The 20,232-nt window shown below is 67.4% G+C and carries 16 protein-coding genes and 1 pseudogene; 7 read left to right on the top strand and 10 right to left on the bottom strand.

The genetic code is table 11. The features are described from left to right. Positions 1-71: 71 nt before the first annotated feature. Complete coding sequence (locus CHB99_RS11975; protein ID WP_042129324.1) at positions 72-1,637, bottom strand: winged helix-turn-helix domain-containing tetratricopeptide repeat protein; 1,566 nt, start codon at positions 1,635-1,637, stop codon at positions 72-74. 246 nt (positions 1,638-1,883) lie between these two features. Between CHB99_RS11975 and CHB99_RS11970 the strand changes: the two genes are divergently transcribed. The 5 genes from CHB99_RS11970 to CHB99_RS11950 all read left to right on the top strand — a co-directional run bounded on the left by CHB99_RS11970 (position 1,884) and on the right by CHB99_RS11950 (position 6,393). Beyond that, complete coding sequence (locus tag CHB99_RS11970) at positions 1,884-2,630, top strand: SDR family oxidoreductase (protein ID WP_042129326.1); 747 nt, start codon at positions 1,884-1,886, stop codon at positions 2,628-2,630. Positions 2,631-2,671: 41 nt separating this feature from the next. After that, entirely contained in the window at positions 2,672-3,085 is a 414-nt protein-coding gene (locus CHB99_RS11965; protein ID WP_042129328.1) for a cupin domain-containing protein, read from the top strand. A 54-nt stretch (positions 3,086-3,139) separates the two neighbouring features. Then, the gene (locus CHB99_RS11960; protein ID WP_042129330.1) at positions 3,140-4,225 is read left to right on the top strand and encodes an HlyD family secretion protein; all 1,086 of its coding nucleotides are present in this window, start codon (positions 3,140-3,142) and stop codon (positions 4,223-4,225) included. Next, positions 4,222-5,775, top strand: coding sequence for an MFS transporter (locus CHB99_RS11955; protein ID WP_245655660.1), 1,554 nt, complete (start codon positions 4,222-4,224; stop codon positions 5,773-5,775). The genes CHB99_RS11960 and CHB99_RS11955 overlap by 4 nt, the downstream gene beginning before the upstream one ends. Positions 5,776-5,856: 81 nt before the next feature. Beyond that, positions 5,857-6,393, top strand: coding sequence for a histidine phosphatase family protein (locus CHB99_RS11950; protein ID WP_042129333.1), 537 nt, complete (start codon positions 5,857-5,859; stop codon positions 6,391-6,393). 16 nt (positions 6,394-6,409) lie between these two features. Here the strand turns inward: CHB99_RS11950 and CHB99_RS29770 are convergent, their stop codons facing one another. From CHB99_RS29770 to CHB99_RS11940, 3 genes are read right to left on the bottom strand one after another with little or no spacing between them, the layout of a single operon-like run. Further along, complete coding sequence (locus tag CHB99_RS29770) at positions 6,410-6,547, bottom strand: hypothetical protein (RefSeq protein ID WP_156994716.1); 138 nt, start codon at positions 6,545-6,547, stop codon at positions 6,410-6,412. Between the two features lie 29 nt (positions 6,548-6,576). Next, positions 6,577-7,488 carry a magnesium transporter CorA family protein gene (locus CHB99_RS11945; RefSeq protein WP_042129335.1) on the bottom strand — a complete coding sequence of 304 codons (912 nt, stop codon included), beginning with the start codon at positions 7,486-7,488 and terminating at the stop codon, positions 6,577-6,579. A gap of 3 nt (positions 7,489-7,491) precedes the next feature. After that, complete coding sequence (locus tag CHB99_RS11940) at positions 7,492-9,072, bottom strand: RimK family ATP-grasp domain-containing protein (protein ID WP_042129337.1); 1,581 nt, start codon at positions 9,070-9,072, stop codon at positions 7,492-7,494. A gap of 96 nt (positions 9,073-9,168) precedes the next feature. Between CHB99_RS11940 and CHB99_RS11935 the strand changes: the two are divergent. Beyond that, positions 9,169-9,636 (top strand): annotated as a pseudogene (locus CHB99_RS11935) (GNAT family N-acetyltransferase); the annotation flags it as partial. Positions 9,637-9,684: 48 nt separating this feature from the next. Here CHB99_RS11935 and CHB99_RS11930 read toward each other — a convergent pair. The 6 genes from CHB99_RS11930 to CHB99_RS11905 all read right to left on the bottom strand — a co-directional run bounded on the left by CHB99_RS11930 (position 9,685) and on the right by CHB99_RS11905 (position 19,342). Then, the gene (locus tag CHB99_RS11930; RefSeq protein WP_042129342.1) at positions 9,685-12,213 is read right to left on the bottom strand and encodes a TonB-dependent siderophore receptor; all 2,529 of its coding nucleotides are present in this window, start codon (positions 12,211-12,213) and stop codon (positions 9,685-9,687) included. 291 nt (positions 12,214-12,504) lie between these two features. Then, positions 12,505-13,473 carry a DUF4880 domain-containing protein gene (locus CHB99_RS11925; RefSeq protein WP_042129344.1) on the bottom strand — a complete coding sequence of 323 codons (969 nt, stop codon included), beginning with the start codon at positions 13,471-13,473 and terminating at the stop codon, positions 12,505-12,507. Beyond that, the gene (locus CHB99_RS11920) at positions 13,470-13,979 is read right to left on the bottom strand and encodes a sigma-70 family RNA polymerase sigma factor (protein ID WP_042129346.1); all 510 of its coding nucleotides are present in this window, start codon (positions 13,977-13,979) and stop codon (positions 13,470-13,472) included. Before CHB99_RS11920 ends, CHB99_RS11925 begins: the two co-directional genes overlap by 4 nt. Before the next feature lie 121 nt (positions 13,980-14,100). Further along, positions 14,101-14,991, bottom strand: a complete 891-nt coding sequence (locus CHB99_RS30565; RefSeq protein WP_377697298.1) for an HNH endonuclease family protein — start codon at positions 14,989-14,991, stop codon at positions 14,101-14,103. Continuing rightward, positions 14,882-17,308, bottom strand: a complete 2,427-nt coding sequence (locus CHB99_RS11910) for an AAA family ATPase (RefSeq protein ID WP_084702959.1) — start codon at positions 17,306-17,308, stop codon at positions 14,882-14,884. The genes CHB99_RS30565 and CHB99_RS11910 overlap by 110 nt, the downstream gene beginning before the upstream one ends. A gap of 24 nt (positions 17,309-17,332) precedes the next feature. Continuing rightward, on the bottom strand, positions 17,333-19,342 hold the full coding sequence (locus CHB99_RS11905) for a patatin-like phospholipase domain-containing protein (protein ID WP_042129350.1): 2,010 nt from the start codon (positions 19,340-19,342) through the stop codon (positions 17,333-17,335). Positions 19,343-19,634: 292 nt separating this feature from the next. Between CHB99_RS11905 and CHB99_RS11900 the strand changes: the two genes are divergently transcribed. After that, positions 19,635-20,195, top strand: coding sequence for a DUF4174 domain-containing protein (locus CHB99_RS11900; protein WP_042129351.1), 561 nt, complete (start codon positions 19,635-19,637; stop codon positions 20,193-20,195). Positions 20,196-20,232: the final 37 nt, after the last annotated feature.

Here is a 20,232-nt window from a genome sequence, read left to right as displayed (position 1 = left end):
TTCCGTACGTGTTCCGACTGTATCGGCAGGCCTTGGCAAAGCTTGAAGCAGCAGGCCGGTCGGCCGCGGTCTCAGTCGGGCAAGCCGGCCAGGCGCAGCCCGTCGGCCAGGCGGGCGAGGTCCTGGTCGCGCTGGATCGGCAGCCATTCGCGCAGGCGCGAGGCACGCAGGCTCGGATCCAGTTGGCGCAGGCGTGCCAGGGCCTGATGCGCTTCACGCTGGCGGTCGCAGTGGGCATGGCTGGCGGTCACCAGGACGATGGCGGCCAGCAGGCTGGGCAGGTTGCCCAGGGCCTTTTCCGCCCAGCTCACCGCGCAGTCGTAGCGCCCGGCGAAGAAATGCGCCAGGGCCATGCCCACCTGCATGCGGAACATCTCCGGATCCAGCGGGCTGAGGCGCGCGGCGTGGTTGAGGTTGTCGATCGCGGTCTCGGTCTCGCCGCGCAGGGCACGCAGGATGCCGCCCAGGTACCAGGCCGGAGCCAGGTTGGGATTGAGCAGGCGCGCGCGGTCGAGCAGGGCGATGGCGCCGTCGATATCGCCGGCCAGATGGCCCAGGGCATGACCGCCACGGGTCAGGGCCACGGCATCGTCGCGGCCGAACGCCACCGCCAGGCGTGCCAGGCGCGCGCCTTCGGCGATTTCGCCGGGACGGTCGCGCATCCAGCCGTTGAGCTTGCGCCAGAAATAGCACCAGGCGGCCATGCCGTAGGCGGAGGCGTATTCCGGATCCAGTTCGATGGCTTTGTACAGCAGCGGCAGCGCCTCTTCGATGGCCTCGCGGGTGCCGTTGTACAGCCTGGCCGTGCCGCGCAGGTAGTAGTCGTAGGCGCCCAGGCTGTCGGTCGGCTTGCCCTTGGCCCGTTCGGTCTCGGCCCGCTCCAGTTGCGGGGCGATGGCGCCGACCACGCGCTCGGCGATGCGGTCCTGCAGGGCGAAGACATCGTCCAGTTCGCCTTCGAAGCGCTCGGCCCAGATATGCGCGCCGCTGCTGGCATCGATCAGCTGGCCGGTGATGCGCACACGGTTGCCGGCCTTGCGGATGCTGCCTTCGAGGACGTAACGCACGCCCAGTTCGCGACCGACCTGCTGGATGTCGACCGGCCGTCCCTTGAAGGTGAAGCTGGAGTTGCGGGCGATGACGAACAGCCAGCGAATCCGCGACAGGGCGGCGATGATGTCCTCGACCATGCCGTCGGCGAAGTAGTCCTGTTCGGGGTCGCCGCTGAGGTTGTGAAAGGGCAGGACGCTGATCGACGGTTTGTCCGGCAGCACCAGGGCATGCCGCGCCATGGGCTCGTCCGGCGTCGGCGCCGGCGCGTCGCTGCCATCCTCGCGAACCTCGCCGACGAAGCGGTAGCCCTTGCGCGCCACGGTGCGCACCAGGCGCTGTTGCTCCCCGGAATCGCCGATGGCCTTGCGCAGGGCGTTGATATGGCTGGTGATGGTCGATTCGGAGACGATGCGCCCGGCCCACACCGTGCTCAGCAGTTCGTGCTTGCTGACCACCCGCTCGCGGTTGTCGAGCAGAAGCAGCAACAGGTCGAACACTTGCGGGCCGATGCACACCACCTGGCCGTGCAGGGTCAGCTCGCGGCGCTGCTGATCGAGCACATAGTCGTCGAAGGTGAATGGCATGCCCTGTCCTCTACCCGATGCCCTGGGCGTCGTGTCCGAGGCGGCTGCTGGAATGTACCGGTGTTCGATGATACGACCGCGCACCCGGGCTGCACAGGGTGCCCGGTCGCCGCTGCGCGGTTCTGGACGAAAAAGCACGCCGTTCTGGAGGTAAATCCATGGGCCCGGCAAGGACTTGTCCGCGCCGCGGGCGCATCGTTGTTCCATCCCGGCGGCAATGGTGCCGTCGACAAGAGGAGTCAGCCCATGAAGATCGTCGTCATCGGAGGCACCGGCCTCATCGGTTCGCAACTGGTCGACAGCCTGCGCGCAGGTGGTCACGAGGTCGTTGCGGCAGCGCCGAGCACTGGTGTCAACAGCATCACCCGCGAGGGCCTGGACAACGCCATGCAGGGCACCGACGTGGTGGTCGATGTGGCCAACGCACCGTCCTGGGAAGACCAGGCGGTACTGGATTTCTTCCGTACCTCGAGCCTCAACCTGCTCGCCGCCGAAGCGGCCGCCGGGGTTCGCCACCATGTCGCGCTGTCGATCGTCGGCAGCGAGCGCCTGCCGCACAACGGCTATTTCCGCGCCAAGGTCATGCAGGAAAACCTGATCCAGGCCTCCGGCGTGCCGTTCACCATTCTGCGTGCCACGCAGTTCTTCGAATTCGTCGGCGGCATCGCCGAGGCGGGTGTGGTCGGCGAGCGGATCCTGTTGTCGCCGGCGCTGTTCCAGCCGGTGGCCTCGGCCGACGTGGTCGCCGCCCTGGCCGATATCGCCCAGGCCGCGCCGGCCAATCGCACCCTGGAAGTCGCCGGCCCGGAAGCCGCGCCGCTGGACGAAATGGTCCGGCGTTTCCTCCAGGTCACCGGCGATCCGCGTGAAGTGGTGGCGGATGTCCACGCCCGCTACTTCGGCGACGAGCTCGACGACCGTTCGCTGACCCCGGGAGCGGGTGCGCGCCTGGGCGCGATCGATTTCGAACAGTGGCTGGCGCGTTTGCGTTGAGCACGCCCGTCGTCCTTCCATTCTTGAACAGGAGCATCGTCATGTTCAGTCGCATCGTTCTGGCCGCCGCGTTGGCGGCCCTGTCCCTCACTGCCGTGTCCGCCGACGAGCGCCCGGCGAGCAAGGTTTCGCTGGTCTTCGACCAGCCGCTGCCGAACGTCCCCGGCAAGAGCATGCGCGGGGTGATCGTCGACTACGCACCGGGCGCGGCCTCGCCGTCGCACCGCCATCCGAAGTCGGCGTTCATCTATGCCACGGTGCTCGAAGGCGAGGTGCGCAGCAGTGTCGACGGTTCGCCGGAGAAGGTCTACAAGGCCGGCGAGCACTGGTTCGAGACGCCCGGCGCGTTCCATGGGGTCAGCGCCAATGCCAGCGACAGCAAGCCGGCGAAGCTGATGGCCGTGTTCGTCCTCGACAGCACCGAGAAACAGCTGGTCACCCCCAGCGACAAGTGAACCATGGCCCCGGCGGCGCGTGCGCGCCGGGGCGACAGAGGAGGATCGAGCATCATGAACCTGCCCGAGCAAGCCGTCGCCAGCGCCGACGGCGCCAGCCCCGCCGTGGCGCGCAGCCGCGGCGCCCGGCGTCTCGGCGTGTTGTTGTGCCTGTGCGCCCTGGTCGTGCCGGGCGCTGCCTGGCTGATGCTGCGCACGGGCAGCACGACAAGCACCGACAACGCCTATGTCCGCGGCGAAGTGACCGCGCTGGCGGCCAAGGTGGCGGGTTATGTCGTGGCGGTCGAGGTCGCCGACAACCAGCGCGTGAGCGCCGGCGACGTGCTGTTTCGCATCGATGACCGCGACTACCGCGCGCACCTGGCCCAGGCCGAGGTCAATGTCCGCGCGGCCGAAGCGCGGCTGGGCGACATCGACGCCGAAACCCGCCTGCAGCAGGCGCAGATCCGCCAGGCCGCGGCGGGCGCCCAGGCGGCCCGGGCCGAGCGGGGCCTGGCCGAGAAGACCCACGAACGCAATCTCAAGCTGATTTCGCACAGTGCGGTCAGCCAGGCCCTGGTCGACCAGACCGCCGCCGCCCGCAGCAGCGCCCAGGCCACCGTCAGCGCGGCGGCGGCGACGCTGGATGCGCAGACCCTGCGCATCGGCGTGCTGGCGGCGCAGCGCGAGGCGGCCCAGGCGGCCATCGTCCAGGCCGAGGCGGCGCGGGAGCTGGCGCGTATCGAGCTGGAGCACACGGTGGTGCGCGCGCCGCTGGCCGGGGTGGTCGGCAACCGTCAGGTGCGTCCAGGGCGCTTCGTTACCCCGGGCGTGGCGCTGCTCGATCTGGTACCGGTGGACGGTGTGTGGGTCGTGGCCAACTTCAAGGAAACCCAGCTGGCGCGGCTGCAGCCGGGGCAGACGGTGCGGATCGATATCGACGGCTACCCGGACCAGCGCCTCGACGGTGTGCTGGACAGCTTCGCGCCGGGCAGCGGTTCGGCCTTCAGCCTGCTGCCGGTGGACAACGCCACTGGCAATTTCGTCCGCGTGGTGCAGCGTGTGCCGGTGAAGATCCGCCTGCTGCACAACCCGCTGCCGGGGCGCATCGTGCCGGGGTTGTCGGCGCGGGTGTCGGTGGACGTCGGGAGCGCCTGGTGAACTGCCTCGACGGGCGCTCGCGGGCCGGCCTGCTGCTGCTCGCCGGCATCCTCCTGGCAACCCTGACCGAGGCCATCGCCAGCAGCGTGCTGGCCTTCGGCCGGGGCGAGATCATGGGCGCCGCCCATGCCACGCCGGACGAGTTCGCCTGGCTCGATGTCGGTTACATCGCCGGCAAGCTGTCTGGTTTCCTCCTGGCGCCCTGGCTGCTGTCGAGGCTGGCGCCGGGCAATCTGCTGGTGGCCGCCAGCGTGCTGATGGGCGTGGCCTGCGCGGCCTGCGCCGGCAGCAGCGAGCTGCTGCCGTTGAGCTCCTGGCGGGTGCTCCAGGGGCTGGCCGGCGGCGTACTGCTGGTGGCCGGGCAGGCGACGCTCTTTCTGCTCTTTCCCCGCAGTCAGCAAGCGTTGCTGCAGGCCCTGTTCGCCATGGCCTCGGTGGTCGCGCCGGCGGCCCTGGCTCCGGCATTGTCGGGCTGGTTGATCGACAGCCAGTCGTGGCCCTGGAGCTTTCTTGCCGTGGTCCCTCTGGCCTGCGCCGCCAGCGGCCTGCTGCTGGGCGGCGGGGCCGGGCGCCTGGGGCTGGCGCCGCGCCCGGGTGACTGGCCCGGTACGTTGCTGGCGGCGATCGCCCTGTGTTGCGCCACCTGGGTGCTGAGCCAAGGCAGTCGCTGGGACTGGTTCGAAGAGCCGCGGGTGCTCTGGCTCAGTGCGTTCGGCCTGACCAGCCTGCTCGGTTTCCTGGCCCTGCAGTGCTTCAGACCGGGGGTGCTGGAGGTCGGGCTGTTCCGCTGCAGCGATTTCAGCTTCGCCTTCATCGTCAGTTTCGTCGCCGGCGCGGCACTGTTCGGCAGTGCCTTCCTGATTCCGGCATTCGCCCTGAGCCTGCTCGACTTCACCCCGATGGCTGCCGGCGCCCTGTTGCTGCCCGGTGCGCTGCCGTTCATCGCGGCGCTGCTGCTCACCGCCTGGCTGGTGCGCGGACGGGGGCTGGCGCCGTTCGCCACGGTGCCGTTGGGCATCCTCCTGATCATGGCGGCGATGTGGCTGCTCGCCGGTTCCGGCCTCGACAGCGGGGTCGACGACATGCAGGCGGCGGTGCTGCTGCGCGGGTTGGGGCTCGGCTTCCTGTTTCTCTCGATCACCCTGATCGCCTTCAGCCAACTGGACCGCGACCACCTGGCCAGCGGTATCGCCCTGTTCAACATCGGCCGGCAACTGGGCGGGCTGATCGGCGTGGCCGGTTTGCAGACCCTGATCGACCACCAGCAGGCCGCCAACCGGGTGATTCTCGGCAGCCATCTGAATGCCGGAGACCCGGCGCTGGTCGAGCGCCTCGCGCAGAGCAGCGCGCTGCTCGCCGGCGAAGGCCTGGACCGCCTGGCGGCGGGGCGCGCCGCGCTGGGCCTGCTGGGCCGGGCCCTGGGCGAGCAGGCCGCGGTCCTGGCCTTCGATTCGGCCTTCCTCGCGGTGGCCGCGCTGTTCGTCGTCGCCGCGCCGTTGCTGGTGTGCATCAAAGTGATCCTGGCCCGCCGGGCGCAGCGCTTGCGCTGAATCGAGGTTGCTCCGGCGGCGTCGAAGTCGCAGCATGGAGGCCTTGCCCCGAATCATCTGCCCTCGCGCACAGGCCCGGCCATGAAGCACACCCACCTCACCTTGATCTGTCACGCCCGCACCGATGCCCAGCGGATCGGCCGCTTTCATCTGGGCGAAGACCCGCTGCTGCCGCTCGACCCGCCGCCGACGAGACCCGATGCGGCCCGCGTGCTGATCGCCCCGGAGCTGCGCGCGCGGCAGACCGCCGAAGCACTGGGCCTGGTCGGGCCACTGGATTCGGCGCTGCGCGATTGTGATTTCGGCCGCTGGCAGGGGATGAGCATCAAGCACCTGGAGCAGCAGGATCCCGCTGGTCTTGGCCTATGGCTGGGCAGCCCGGACGCCGCGCCGCATGGCGGTGAATCGGTGAGCCAGCTGTGCGCGCGGGTGGCGCAGTGGCTGAGCGAGCTGCCACGGCAGGGCGAATGGCTGGCGGTGACCCACCCGATGGTGATCCGCGCGACACTGCTGCATGTGCTGGAGGCGCCGCTGGAAGCCTTCCATCAGATCGATGTGCTGCCCCTTGCCCAGGTCCACTTCAGCCACTACGGGCGCTGGCGGCTGCGCATCGAGTGAAATGCACAGCCCCGCGTCAGTCGCCACGCGGGCCTGACGGGCGATCGTCCGGGCGCGGGGGCCTGGATTCGATACGGTGATCCAGCAGGCTGATGACGCTGCCGGTGATGGCGATGACGACCAGCAGCGCCAGGCCGATCTGCGAAGGTTCCATGAACAGGCTCCAGTGAGGTTGAAAAGGGCTCAGGTCATGCGCCGCAGGGCGACGACCATGCCGACGCCGAGCACGGCCATGCCCGCCAGCAGCGCGGGAAACGCCAGCCACCAGGGCACGCCGGCGGTCATCATGCTGAATTCCGACATGCCGCCGATGCTGGCGATCAGGTTGAGGGGCAGGAACACCACGTTGATCAGGGTCAGGTTGCGCAGGGCCAGGTTCATGCTGTTGTTGGCCAGGTTGCCGCGGGCCTCGATCAGGTTGGCGAAGATCCTCGCGTGGATCTTCGCCTGCTGGTAGCTCTGCTCGTTCTCGATGACCAGGTCATCGAGCATCTGCAACTGGCCGGCGCTGAAGCCGTGGCGCTGGCCGTGGCTGCGCAGCAGGGCGAGGACCGCGCCGTTGCTGTGGATGGCATTGACGTAATACACCAGGCTCTCGCTGAGGTTGTACATCTGCACCAGGTGGGCGTTGTCCATGCCGCGGGTGAACTGCTGCTGGATGTCCCGCGCGACCTGCTTGACCACCCGCAGATGGCCCAGGTAGTGGTGCACGCTTTCCTCCAGCAGGGCCATCAGCACGTCCAGCGGACTGTTCAGGCCTTGCCCGCCACGCAGGCCGGCGAGCAGCGAATCGCTCGCGCAGATCACCACCAGGCGCCGCTCGTTGAGCACCACGCCGAACGAGGCGACCTGGAAGGCGCGCCCGTCGAAACTTCGCGGGCGCTTCCAGACCAGGAACAGGTGGTCCGGCTTGATCTCGATGCGCGCGACTTCGTCCGGGTCCAGCGACGACTCCAGCACATGCCCGCCGATGCCCAGGTGCTGGTGCAGCCGCGACTGTTCGTCGTGGTCCGGGGCGATGCAGAAGCAGATGCTGGCCCGCTCCGGTGCGGCTTCGCGCAGTTCGCCGGCGGCGATCTCGTAGCTCTCGATCATGGGCTAGCACGCCTGCCCGCGGTGCTTGGATTCGAGGCGGGTGACGAATGCCTGGAGCACCCGGCGGTACAGTTCGTCGCCGAGCACGGCGTCCTCGATGCCGGCGTCGAGGTTGGGGTTGTCGTTGACTTCGATCACCACTACCTGCTCGCCGGTCTGTTTCAGGTCGACGCCGTACAGCCCGTCGCCGATCAGCCGCGCGGTGTCCAGCGCCAGTTGCAGCACCGCGGGCGGCACCTGCTGCACCGCCAGTGCCCGGCATTCGCCGTTGACTTCGCCGGCCACCGCCTTGTGGTTGTAGATCTGCCAATGGCCCTTGGACATGAAGTACTGGCAGGCATACAGGGCCTCGCCATTGAGCACGCCGATGCGCCAGTCGAACTCGGTGTAGCAGTATTCCTGGGCCAGCAGCAGGACCGAGTGCTGGAACAGTTCCTCGGCGGCGGCGACCAGCGCCGGTGCATCGGCGACCTTGATCACGCCGCGGGAAAAGCAGCCGTCGGGGATCTTCAGCACCAGCGGGAAACCCAGGCGCCGGCCGACCTGCTCCAGCTCCTGGGGGCGGTCCTTGTAGAGGATTTCCGTGGCCGGACTGCCGAGGCCGTGACGGCGCAGCAGGTCGGCGAGGTAGACCTTGTTGGTGCAGCGCAGGATCGAGGACGGGTCGTCGATCACCACCAGCCCCTCGCTCTCGGCCTTCTTGGCGAAGCGGTAGGTGTGGTCGTCGAGTCGGGTCGTTTCGCGGATGAACAGCGCGTCGTACTCGGCCAGGCGCGCATAGTCCTTCTTCTCGATCAGCTCGACATCGATGCCCAGTTGCGCGCCGATCTCGACGAAGCGTTGCAGCGCCAGCGGGTTGGAGGGCGGCAGATCTTCCGCCGGATCGCGCAGGATCGCCAGGTCGTAGCGGGCCACGCGCCTGGACGCCGGCTGGCGCCAGGTGCGCCGGTTGAAGGCGTCGAGGGCATCGGCGAACAGGTGCTGCTGTTCGTCGCGCAACTTGTGCAGGGCGCCGGGCTTGATCCCGGCGATCTGCCAGGTCTCGCCACGGCGGAACTCCACCAGCAGCACCGGGCAGGGGAAGGTCTCGAACAACTGGCGACCGATTTCCTGCAGTGGCTCGATGCGGGTCTTGCCGAAGTACAGGGTCAGGGTGAAGGCCTCGGTACTGGCGTAGGGGTGGTTGGCCAGGGCGCGCTGGATGACCCGTTCGAGGTCGTCGAGGCCGACCCCGTACAGCGACTTGCGCGCCAGTTCGCTGAGGGTCCGCACCGAGGGCAGGACCTTGTGCCCGCGGGCCTCGGCCAGCAGCGAGCAGTAGTAGCCCTGGCCGAGGTACTTGTAGTTGCGGCACAGGTTGATCACCTGGGTGCGGCTGGCGCTGTGGTCGCTGTGCTCCAGGTAGTCCTGGGCGAGCATCAGGCTTTCACTGGGCAGGTAGCTGGCCCAGTCTTCCTTGCGTTCGACGAGGATCAGCAGGCGGCTGCCGCCGCGCTGTCGACCGGGAGGTTCCTCGCCGAGAGTGATTGTGGCTTGCCGGGTTTTGTCCAATACTTCGGCCACCTTGGTCTGCACCGCTGACATGAGTTGACGATCCCTGGTTGGAAGAACACGCCGCTTCCATAAACCACGAACCGTACGGGCTGTCCCGTTTCGTTACTCACTCTTTACGGTGTCACCATGTCCTTTGATTTTCGCGTTGCATCCACGGCCGATATCGCCCCCCTGGCGGCCCTGGAACAGGAGTGCTTCACCTTCGATCGCCTGCGTGCGCGCAACTTCCACTGGCTGCTCGGGCGTGGCAACGCCAGCCTGATCGTCGCGGTGCGTGACGGGCAACTGGCCGGTTATGCGTTGCTGCTGTTCCGTCGGCGGACCTCCCTGGCCCGCCTGTATTCCATCGCGGTGCACCCGCGCTGGCGCGGACATGGCCTGGGCCCGCGGTTGCTGCGGGCGGCGGAAGCCGGCGCGCTGGCGCGCGATTGCCGCGGGCTGCGTCTTGAGGTGCGGGCGGACAATCCTGCCGCCATCGGCCTCTACGAAGCCCATGGCTATCGGCGCTTCGCCGTGGTCGAGGACTACTACGAAGACCATGCCCAGGCCCTGCGCTACGAAAAAACCATCCTGAGCCAGGCGCCAGCGCCTTCGCCCTGCAGCGGGTGCGCGCGGCGGTGATGCTGCGCGCGCGGCCGAGGGTCAGTCGAATACCCCGCGCAAGGTCAGGACGAAATTGCGCGGCTCGCCGTAGTAGTTGCCGTACTCGGAGGTGCCGACGCTTTCGTAGTAGCGCCGATCGAACAGGTTGTTGCCCTTGAGCGCCACGGTCCAGTTGGCGTCGACCTTGTATTCCACCAGGGCGTCATACACCGCGTAGCCGGATTGGCTGAAGTCGTAGTCGCGGCTGTCGATGACGTTGCCCACGCTGTCGAAGCGGTAGGCCTGGCCGGACACGTAGGTCGGGCTCTGCACGGTCACGCCGCCGCCGACGCGCAGGTCGGAGAAGGCGCCGGGCAGGGTGTAGGTGCTCCACAGCTTGAACAGGTGCTTGGGCGTGACGGTGCTGTAGAGGGTTTCCTCGGTGTCGTTCTGCACCCGGTTCCAGGTGTAGCCGGCGAGGATGTCCCAGCCCGGGGCGATTTTGCCGCTGGCCTCCAGGTCGATGCCCTTGCTGGTGATCTTGTCCTGGGCCAGGTAGCAGCAGGCGCCGCTGTAGCTGAACACCGGATCGGGGTAGGCCGGGTCGATGGCCGCCTGGTTCTCCCGGGTGGTGTGGAACAGCGCGGCACTGAGGTTCAGCGCGCCGTCGAACAGCTCGCCCTTGATCCCGGTTTCCCAGGTCCTGCCAGTCATCGGCTGGATCGAGCTGGGCGCGTCTTTCGGGCCTTGCAGCTTCTGCGCCTGGGGCTTGAACACCTCGGCGTAGCTGACGTAGGTCGACCACTGCTCGTCGAGGGCGTAGATCAGGCCGCCGAAGGGCACCAGGGTGGTCGGCTCGCGATCGGCGACGCGGTCGCGCAGGGCCCAGTCGCCGCTGCCGTCGCTGTTGCGCATCTGGTAGGCCTGCTCGAACTTGTAGCGCTGGGCGCGGGCGCCGGCGACCAGTTTGAGCGGGTCGCTCAACTGCAGGCGCAGGGTCGAGTAGACGCCGTACTGCTCGCGGGTGTTGGGCGAGTAGTCGCGCCAGAACACATGGCTGGTTTCGTCGCCGTCCAGCGGCGTCGCACCCGGATTCCACAGGTCGATCAGGCCGCCTTTGCCGCGCATGCCGGGGGCGCTGCGCCAGCGGCTGGTGACCTTCTGGTAGTCGGCGCCGAGCAGCACCTCATGACGCCGGCCGAAGGCATCGAAGCCGCCGGACAGGTTGACGTCGAACACCGACTGCTTGCTCCAGCTCGACACGTAGCTGCCCCACCAGTACGGGCCGTTGTTGGTGGTCTCGTCCACCGAGCCGTAGGGAATCACGCCCTCGGTGGTGGCGTGGTTGTAGGAGTAGGTGTAGGAGGTGTTGAGTTTCCAGTCGTCGTTGAAGTAATGGTCTATCTTGGCGAACCACTCGCGGCTGTAGCTGTCGCTCCAGGCCTGATCGGTGGTGTACCAGGTATGCCGCGGCAGGTGCAGGTCGCCGCCGGTGCTGTAGCGCGGCAGGCCGTCGCCAGTGCCGTTTTCCTTGACCTTGTCGTAGCTGCCGCCGAGGGTCAGCGTGGTGTCGCTGCCCAGATCGGCTTCGAGGATGCCGTAGAGCATGGGCTTTTCCGTGCCGCGGTTGTCCATGAAGTACTGGCGGTCGGTGTAGGCGGCGACCAGGCGTCCGCGCAGCGCGCCGTCGAAGGCCAGTGGGCCGGTGACGTCGACTTCGCTGCGGTAGTTGTCCCAGGAGCCGGCGGAGGTGTCGAGCTTGAGCTGGTAGTGATCCAGCGGGCGCTTGCGCACCAGGTTGACGATGCCGCCCGGGTCGCCGGTGCCGCCGAGCAGGCCGCTGGCGCCGCGCAGCACTTCGACGTGGTCGTAGGCGGCCATGTCGTATATGCGATCGCTGTAGAAGGTGCCGATGCCGTTGCCGATGTCCATCGGCGCGGCGCCGTCGATCTGCACGTTGTCGATGCCGAAGCCTCGGGAGTAGTACTGCTGGGTGTGGTAGCTGGCGTTGCGGGTGACGATGCCCGGGGTGCGCTTCATGGCGTCGGGCAGGACGGTCATGCGCTGGTCCTCGATCATCCTGCGGGTGATGACCGAGACCGACTGCGGGGTGTCCTTGAGGCTGAGCGGGGTCTTCGAGCCGACGCTGACCAGGCCGGTGGTGTAGGACCCGGAGTTCTCGGTCATCTCGCCCATGCCCTGGCCGCTGATGGTGGTGGTGCCCAGCTCCAGGGCGTTGGAGAGGGGGTCCGGACGCGGCACCAGGCGATAGCCGGGGCCGTCGCCGAGCGCCTGCAGGCGGGTGGCCTGGAGGATGCGGGCGAGGCCGTCGGCCACCGAATAGTCGCCGCTCAGACCGTCGCTGCGCAGGCCGGCGGTGAGCGCCGCATCGACGCCGATCATCACCCCGGCCTGCTGGCCGAAGGCGCCGAGGACGCTGTCCAGGCTGCCGGCGGGGATCCGGTAGCTGCGGGTCTGCTGCTGGGTGCTGTCGGCGACGGCGAGCAGCGGTTGGGCAGCGCTGCCCAGGGTCAGGCCAAGCAGGGCCAGGCGCAGGGCCCGGGCCAGTGGGGTGGGGCGGTTGTGCATGAAGACGATCCGTTGGTTGGCAGAGGATGGACCAATGCTGATCAGTCATGGTGCTGGGGCTGCTTCGCAGCCCTTCGCGAGCAAGCTCGCTCCCACAGGTATCGCACTGCACAATTCTTGTGGGAGCGAGCTTGCTCGCGAAGGGCCGCAAAGCGGCCCCAATGGGCTTGACTGACCGGCATCAGGGGACGGGCGCTGTTTTTCAGCGTTCTGTCTGTCTTGATGCACGAGTCGAGGAAAACTGCCGGGGTGAAGCGAAATTATTTTCATTTCGCTGATACCGCGCGGCAATCAGGCCGCCACCACCGTCGCCCACAGCCCCAGCACCCGCTCCACTTTGACCGGCAAGACCCGGGTCAGCAGCTCCAGGCTGGCCTCCGGCTGCGCCAGCGAGTACGACCCCGACACCGCCAGCCCGGCCACTTCCGGCGCGCAGCGCAGCACGCCGCGGCGGTAGCGGTCGAGGTGGGCCAGGAGCAGCCGCAGGGGCATGCGCTCGGCCACCAGCAGGCCGTCGCTCCAGGCCAGGGCCGCGGGATTCAGCGCCTGCTGCGCGCCACGGAAATCCGCCTGGCGCCCGGCCCCCAGCACCAGGCTGTCGCCCTGGGGCAGGGCCAGGGTCGCGGTGCCGGCGAACACCTGCACCTGGCTGCCGGCCATCCCGGGCAGGTCGCGCGCGATCACCAGCCGGCTCGACGCCGCCGCCTGCACCCAGCCCTCGGCGGTGCGAATGCGCACAGCACTCGCGCTGTCCGTGCTGACCAGCACACGGCCGAGATTCAGCGCCAGTTCCAGCCCCGTTGCGCTCATCCGCCCATCCAGCGCGGTGCGCGTGTCCAGTTGCACGTCGACCCCAGCGGCCACCTGCAGGCTTTGGCGTTCGCCGGTGCCGGTGTGGTGATCGCTGAACAGCTCCGGCAGCAGGGTTCGCTCGCGCACGCCGAGGCCGGCGGCGCCCAGTACCGCGAAGCCGGCCAGGCCCTTGAGCAGCGCGCGCCGTGAACTGCCACCACGCACCCGCAGCAGGCCGCGGGCATCGGCCGCCGGCATGGCCTGGGTGGTCTGGCGCAGGTCCTGATTCAGTCCGACCAGGCGTTGCCAGGCCAGTTCATGGGCTTCGTTCTGCGCGCGCCAGGCCGCGCAGGCCTGGTGCTCCCCGGCACCGCAGACCCCGGATTGCAGGAGCACCATCCAGTGCAGGGCCTGTTCCAGGACCTGGGGATCGACGGCCTGCCGATCCAGCGGCTGGAACAGCTTCACGGCGCGTAGACCGCCGCGTAGCACACGCGATAGGCCTTGAGCATGGCCTTCTGCACCACGTTCACGCTGATCCCCAGGCATTCGGCGATCTGCGGATAGGTCAGGCCATCGAGTTGCGACAACAGGAAAATCTCCCGCCCGCGTGCGCCCAGGCCGTCGAGCACCCGGCCCACGGCGTCGAGGGTTTCCAGGACCAGCAGGCGGGTTTCCGGCGAGGGCGCCTCTTCCGGGTCGAGGGCCGCCAGCGATTGCACATAGGCCTGCTCCAGCGCCCGGCGGCGGAAGAACTCCGCGCAGAGGCGGGTGGCCACGGTCGCCAGGTAGGCGCGGGGTTCGCGAAAGACCGGGAAGACATCCTGGCGCATCAGGCGCAGGAAGGTGTCCTGCGCCAGGTCCTGGGCTTGCTGGTGATTGCCCAGGCGGCGACGCAGCAACTGGACGATCCAGGCGTGGTGCGCCACGTAGAGTTCGCCAACGGCGTGATGCGGTGAAGTGGAAGAAGGCATGCGCGCGGTTCCAGACCAGACGGGAGCGGGATGACACGCATGATAATGCTTCCTATTAACTCCGGTACAAGAAAATCTTTGCCCAACCGCTTCCGGCCGTGCGCGAGCGGCTGCATCGGCCTCACAGGTCGTCGGTGAACTGCTTGAGCCAGGCCCTGACCATCTCCGAGTACGGCGCCTCGGGGGCGGCCATGCCGCGCATCTCCAGGAGGATGCGCTCCTGCATCAGGCGCAGGCGTTTGCCGATCTTGTCCAGGGGCGCGCCCGTCGGCTGCGGCGCTTGCTGGTCGAGGTCGGCGATGATTTCGCCGAGCTCGACCACCAGGTCGCCGAGAAATTCGAGGCTGCGCAGCAGCCGGGTGCGGTCCTGGACCAGGCCGAGGCGATTGAGCCCGTAGGTCTGGATCGACACCGCTCCCTGTTCACTGGGTTGCTGCGGGTCGCCACCGGGCAGGACCAGGCCGATGGGCGAGTCGCGGTCGATATGAAAGCGCAGGTGCAGCCGCGGATCGTCGCGGGTCGGGTCGAGCAGCAGGGCATCCTCGTCGTCGTACTGGTCGCTTTCGGCCAGCAGGCGCTTGTCGTTGTCCTTGAGCGGGAAGCTGTCCTTCTTGCCGGCGTCGCACAGGGCAAGGTGCGTGCGGCTGTGGTCGTACAGGTCTTCGAGGCGGGTCGAGGGGTCGGCGACATGCTGCTTGCGCCGGCGGTTGCAATCGATGCAACTGGGCAGCAGGTTGTCCCAGCTCATGGCCAGCCACCAGTAGCCGGGGTGCCCGTCGGCTTCGCTGACGGCGGCTTTCGGTCGATAGTGCTCCACATCCATCGGTGCCGAGGCCGAGTAGAAGGTCTCGCAGTACGCGCACTTGTTGTGAAACAGCTGGGCCAGCTTGCGCTTGACCTGGTCATGCCGGTAGGCCTGGTAGGCGAAGCTGCCTTTGTCCGGGTTCGGGTCGTGCTGATGTGCCCGGGCCCGGTCGCGTTCGCTGTGGCCGTCCTTGTCGAGGGCGCCCAGGCAGGCCGGGGCGCTGTCGGCGGGGCGTTTGACGGCGCGCATCAGAGCACGCTCCGCAGGGCCGCGACGATGTGCTGCTTGACCGCCTCGGCTCGCCCGCCGGCTGGTGCCGGCGTGTTTTCAGGTACTCGGCCACCGCCTCCTGGACGATACGGTGGACTTCCGAGGTGCCGATCGGCAGCGCGGACACGATGTCGTTGCGGAACTGCTCGATGCTCAGTTGTTCGGTCGCGTCAGGGTCCGGTTTTCGCAGCAGGTCGGCGATCTTCGCCAGTTGCTTGTCCATCGCCGGATCGTCGGTGGAGTGCAGCTGGAACAGGTCCGAGGTCAGTAACTGTTCGAGGCGCAGTTCCGAGGCCGGGGGCAGCTCGATCAACAGTTCGGTGCGTATCGGCAGACCGGAGTCGGTCATGCCGTCGTTGACCCTGACCCGGCGCAGCACCACGGTTTCGCCGTCGTCCATGCCGCGCAGGCACAGCGGATCATGGGTCGTGGCGATGAACGTGACGTTCGGCAGGGCCCGGCGCAGGCCGCGCATGATCTGCATTTTCCAGCGTGGATGAAGGTGTGCCTCGACTTCGTCGATCAGCACCACCCCGCGGGCGCTCTCCAGGTTGTCGAAGTGCGGATAGACCTTGCGGTCCATCATCCCGCGCATGATGTCGCAGGCCATGGCGAGCACCGAGCGAAAACCGGACGAGGCGACATTCAGCGAGCTTTGCGAGAGAACGCTGCCGTCGCTCCTGAAGGCGGTGACGACGAAGCACTGCTGGCCCTGCGGGTCGCGGCGCACCACTTCGAAGTTGCCATCGATGGAGAGGATGTGGCTCAGGGCACGGATCACCATGGCGAAACGGTCCGGCTTCAGGCTCAGCAGCCATTTTTCCGGATTGGGCAGGACGCTGCCGTCGAACAGGTTGTTGACGAAGGTCTGCGTGGCGACGTTGCTGCGCCCCTTGTACTGGTACTGGCGAAAGGCGCCGTAGGCGAACACGGGGATATGCTCCTGGCTGCCCTTGGCCGGGTTGATGCTCGTCGGCGCGATGCTGCGCACGCGCCTGGACTGGTCGGAGAGACGGATCTCGACCACCGCTTGAGTGATCTCGGACGGCGCCTGCGCGCCCAGATACTGCGTGTTGAGAATGAAATTGCGCGCGGTGAGCCCCAGCGCCCTGACCGCCGAATCCGTCGACAGCCCGAGGGCGATGGCTTCGAGAATCGAGCTCTTGCCCGCGGCATTTTCGCCGAGGATCAGCAAGGCCGGAGTGCGCGGCGCAGGCTCGCTCGGCAGCGTCGGCCTGGGTGTCGGCAGGCTGATCTCGAGATGTTCGAGGGACTTGAAGTTCTCGATCCGCACGCTGGTGAGGCTGGCATCGCTCTGCCGGCTGAACTGCTGCCGGGTACCGGAAAACTCCATCAGGTCCTCCAGGACCACCTGTTGCCAGCACTGCTGCAAGGTCCGCGGACCGGCATTGCCTTCATGCAGTTGCTTGAACACGCGATCTATTCGGCTCGCGGAGAGCACCGGCTTCGCGCCCCGTTTCGCACCTATCGAGGCCGCCAGGCGACGCAGCAGCAAATACCAGGATCCACCGAACTCGAATTGGGCGAAGTCGAAGATCGCCCCCGTATCGGCGCTGCCTGGCACTTTCATCCAGTCGACCAGCTTCTCGAAATACAGCCGATAGGCCGTCGCGCGCTGCTGGATCCGCTCCGGGGCATTCAGCGAAAAGTGCTGGAGGGTCAGCACACCGCGTTCGCTGAGACCGATCAGGCGCCCGTCGGTCTGTGCGCCGATGTGCTTGTGCAGATCGCGGTCCTCGCAGGGATCGAGCAGCACCGGCCGTTCCTGCAGGGGGTAGTCCGGCCAGAGTCCCGTGGTCATCTCGGCATACCGCTTGAACACCGGCAGGTCGGGGATTGCCGCGCGCTTGCCGTACACGGGGAAGTATTCGGCCTCTTGCGGCAGGCAGGAGGTGCAGATGGCGTAGAAGTTCTGCCAGGCGACGTCCAGCCAGCAGTAATAGAGGTGCGCCTGCTCGCTGGCCTGGTGCGGCAGGGCATTTGCCGCGGGACGAAAGCGATAGGGCTGGGTCGGCACCCGGGCTTCGCAAAAGGCGCAGCGCTTGACGAACAGCGTGTTCAATTGCTCGCGCAGGCTGGCGTGGCCGAGGTTGAGCGAGGATTTGACCGCCTGTTGCTGGGACAGCTGTTCCTGACTGCGGGCCATGAATCTGGCCGTGGCGTATTTGTGCTTGCGTGCCTGCTCATCGGTGAGAATCGCGGGTGCTTTGACCGATCGTTCGATGTAGCGCATGGCGGGCTCCCGGCGCTGGACGGTTCAGATCTTCGGGGTGATTTTCAGCTGTCCCAGGGGGGGCGGTGCTTTCTTCGCCAGGTTTACGCCGACGTCGGCTTGCACCGCGCCGGCGGCCCGGAGGCCGACGAGAAGCGCCAGGGCGGCCTGATGCTCACGGCGGTTGTACTCCTTGGGCAGGAAGTGCCATTTACCCTGCTGCAATGACGGGTTGAGGGCGACGCAGGCGGGTTGCATGACGCCGAGAAAGGTCCGCAGACGTGTATCGCAGTGCACCCGCCAGCCCTCGCCATGCTGTTGCCCGTTGGGATGGAAACGGTCGATCAGGCGCTGCGCCGCCAGTTGCCCGGCCTTGCCGAGGGCAATGATGTGCGGCTCTGGCATGTTCAGATTCAGCCCACCTTCGTTCGAGCGCAGGCTGATCTGCACGATACGGTCGCGAAAACCGGGGGTGGGGAACATCAGCTCGTCGCGCCAGTTCTGCATGGTATTGATCATGCCGACGAAGAAACCCACCAGGCCACCCAGCGCGCGGCTGTCATCCGGGGGCTCCCAGAAGCGCTGGCGACCGCCCTTGCCGGTGTCGGGCAGGTAGATGCGCCCGCCCGCGTTGCTGCCGTCGTCATTGCTGCGGATCGGGTATTTCGGATGCTCCGCCTTGAGGTTGATGGCGAACGTCGGATGTCCCGGCAGCATGGCATCGAACATGTGCAAGGGCAGGTTGCTGCCGATGCCGCCATCGGAGAACCAGACCCGCTTGGCGTTCACCTGGCGGTCCTTGTCGTGGCTGCCGGCGCTCTCCATGCTCCAGTCGACCGCGTACAGCGGGATGGCCGACAGCAGCAGCGGAAAGCTCAGGCTCATGCGTACCGCCACCACCACGGGCAGGGCTCCATCGCGGGGGAGCGGACGCAGGGGCTGGCCCTGCGCGTTGCGCACGTCGAGGCCCCTCTTGCCATTGGCGTGGAGCTGATCCAGGTAGTCCATGACCTGCGCCGGAAACAGGCGCTGCCATTCCTCCCGCAGGTAGAAGAACGAGTCGGCGCCGTCGCGAAACGGCAGGCTGTAGACCATCTGCTGGCTGACCGCGGTGGTCATCATTTCCAGGTTGATATCACGGTTGTTGGGATCATCGCCCCACAGATCGCCGAAGGTCAGCGGCCGGCCCTTGGCGTCGAGCTGGGCGAGGTCATTGAGATAGCCCGTGAGCCAGTCGGTCAGGCCCTGGTCGTCGGCGGCGGCGCCCTCCGCGGTGCGGCCGCTGCACAGCCCGTAGCCGTTGCCATGCAGGCCCTTGAGCAGACCGCGGGCGAACAGCGCGACCATGACCAGCAGCAGGAGGCCGAGAATCAGCACGGCGACCAGCGACATCGCCAGTGCGCTCGCGAATATCCGCCCGCTCACGGGCTGGCCGCCGATGCCCGACAGGATCAGTGTCATCACGGACCACAGCAGCGGCGGCAGGAACAGCAGCGCGCACGAACATTCGCCGCTGGCGGCACCGGCCAGGCCCAGGGCGACGATTGCGCTGACCGTGAGCATCAGGAGCAGGGCGGTCAGCAGCGTGGTGACGACATCCGGGTTCGCCTGCACGACGCTGACGAACGGGGTGAGCAACAGGCTGCCCAGCAGCAGGCCGGCGAGCAGCAACCCGCTGTACATCCCGACGATGCCCTTGAGCAGCGTCAGCACGGCCTGGCCCGGGGGCTGACCGAGCAGACCGCTGAGCACCGTGAAATGCGCGCGCAGTGCCGCGGCCGGCTGGAACAGGCTGAACAGCCGGGACTTGCCGCTGCGTTCGTCGATCTTGCCGAGGAACTCCGGCAACTCGTTCAAGGTGCCGAAGGCGTTGCTTGCGCGGTGGTGGTACTTCGCGTACTGCGCGGCAGCACAGCCCGCGGCGGCGATGGCACCGGCGGAGGTGCCGCCGATGTTGACGAAGTCGTATTCCGTGGCCAGGTGGGCGATCAACCGCGGGTAGACCACCCCGCTGGTAATGCCGCCTTTCATGACCAGATCGCATTTTTCACGCATGCCGCTTCTCCCCGGGGCCTTCCGAAAGACGGCGTGCCCGCCGACAGGAATCAGGGCCGCTGAAGGTAGATATTAGGCCGGGTAAAGGCAGTCTGCTATTGCGGTTGCGGCGCGCGGCAGCCTGAGATCCTTCAGCTATCCTCCTGTCTAGTAGTGGGAATTTTCCTTGCCGTGACACTGAAAGTTACCTTTGTCCTGGGCAATGGGCCATGGCAGTCGTTTAGGCTCCGACCTTCGGATCTTTCCAGGAGGTCTGCAGTCATTGTTACGAGGATTGAAGAAGGAGAAACACATGCTCGCCCGGTCTCTGACCCTTGCCGTCCTGCTGGCCATCGCCGGTCCGCTGTTCGCCGATGACAAACCTCTGGATCAGGATCTGGGCAGGGCCCGTCCGCTGGTGATCATCGCTCCCACCTCCGCCGACCCGCTGCTGCGCGGCATCAATGAGGCCCTCAAGGACCCGGCGAACCAGGCGGGGTTCAAGGAGCGCAACCTGGTGCTCTACAGCATCGCCGGGATGGTCGGCAAACGGGAGGACAAGAACCTCGAACAGCAGACCACCATGGCGCTGATCCGCCAGGTCAGCCGCGGCGCGCGGACCGGGACCCAGGTCACCCTGGTGGGCAAGGACGGTACTCAGCACCCGCTCGACAACGACGGCTCGCTGGAGGTGGCGAAGATCTTCGCCGCGGTGGATGCGCTGCCGGCCGAAGAGAAGGCCGTCGCCACCCCGGTTCCCGAGCCCGCGCCGGTGGCCGAGGCCAAGCCGGGCAAGGGCGGCAAGCCGGGTGAGGCGGCGAAACCGGTGAAACCGGCCAAGCCGCTGCCGCCACCCAAACCGTTGGAAGATTGAAACCGGTCAGATGAAAAAAGGCCGACGCCTCATCCGC

Source organism: Pseudomonas japonica (assembly GCF_900188455.1).
GTDB classification, from domain to species: domain Bacteria; phylum Pseudomonadota; class Gammaproteobacteria; order Pseudomonadales; family Pseudomonadaceae; genus Aquipseudomonas; species Aquipseudomonas japonica.
This window is presented reverse-complemented; position numbering and strand designations above follow the sequence as displayed.

Bases quoted from the DNA above. Each gene is read 5' to 3' on its own strand.
- CHB99_RS11975 (WP_042129324.1), bottom strand. From the start codon at position 1,637: ATGCCATTCACCTTCGACGACTATGTGCTCGATCAGCAGCGCCGCGAG.
- CHB99_RS11970 (WP_042129326.1), top strand. From the start codon at position 1,884: ATGAAGATCGTCGTCATCGGAGGCACCGGCCTCATCGGTTCGCAACTG.
- CHB99_RS11965 (WP_042129328.1), top strand. From the start codon at position 2,672: ATGTTCAGTCGCATCGTTCTGGCCGCCGCGTTGGCGGCCCTGTCCCTC.
- CHB99_RS11960 (WP_042129330.1), top strand. From the start codon at position 3,140: ATGAACCTGCCCGAGCAAGCCGTCGCCAGCGCCGACGGCGCCAGCCCC.
- CHB99_RS11950 (WP_042129333.1), top strand. From the start codon at position 5,857: ATGAAGCACACCCACCTCACCTTGATCTGTCACGCCCGCACCGATGCC.
- CHB99_RS29770 (WP_156994716.1), bottom strand. From the start codon at position 6,547: ATGGAACCTTCGCAGATCGGCCTGGCGCTGCTGGTCGTCATCGCCATC.
- CHB99_RS11945 (WP_042129335.1), bottom strand. From the start codon at position 7,488: ATGATCGAGAGCTACGAGATCGCCGCCGGCGAACTGCGCGAAGCCGCA.
- CHB99_RS11940 (WP_042129337.1), bottom strand. From the start codon at position 9,072: ATGTCAGCGGTGCAGACCAAGGTGGCCGAAGTATTGGACAAAACCCGG.
- CHB99_RS11930 (WP_042129342.1), bottom strand. From the start codon at position 12,213: ATGCACAACCGCCCCACCCCACTGGCCCGGGCCCTGCGCCTGGCCCTG.
- CHB99_RS11920 (WP_042129346.1), bottom strand. From the start codon at position 13,979: ATGCCTTCTTCCACTTCACCGCATCACGCCGTTGGCGAACTCTACGTG.
- CHB99_RS11910 (WP_084702959.1), bottom strand. From the start codon at position 17,308: ATGCGCTACATCGAACGATCGGTCAAAGCACCCGCGATTCTCACCGAT.
- CHB99_RS11905 (WP_042129350.1), bottom strand. From the start codon at position 19,342: ATGCGTGAAAAATGCGATCTGGTCATGAAAGGCGGCATTACCAGCGGG.
- CHB99_RS11900 (WP_042129351.1), top strand. From the start codon at position 19,635: ATGCTCGCCCGGTCTCTGACCCTTGCCGTCCTGCTGGCCATCGCCGGT.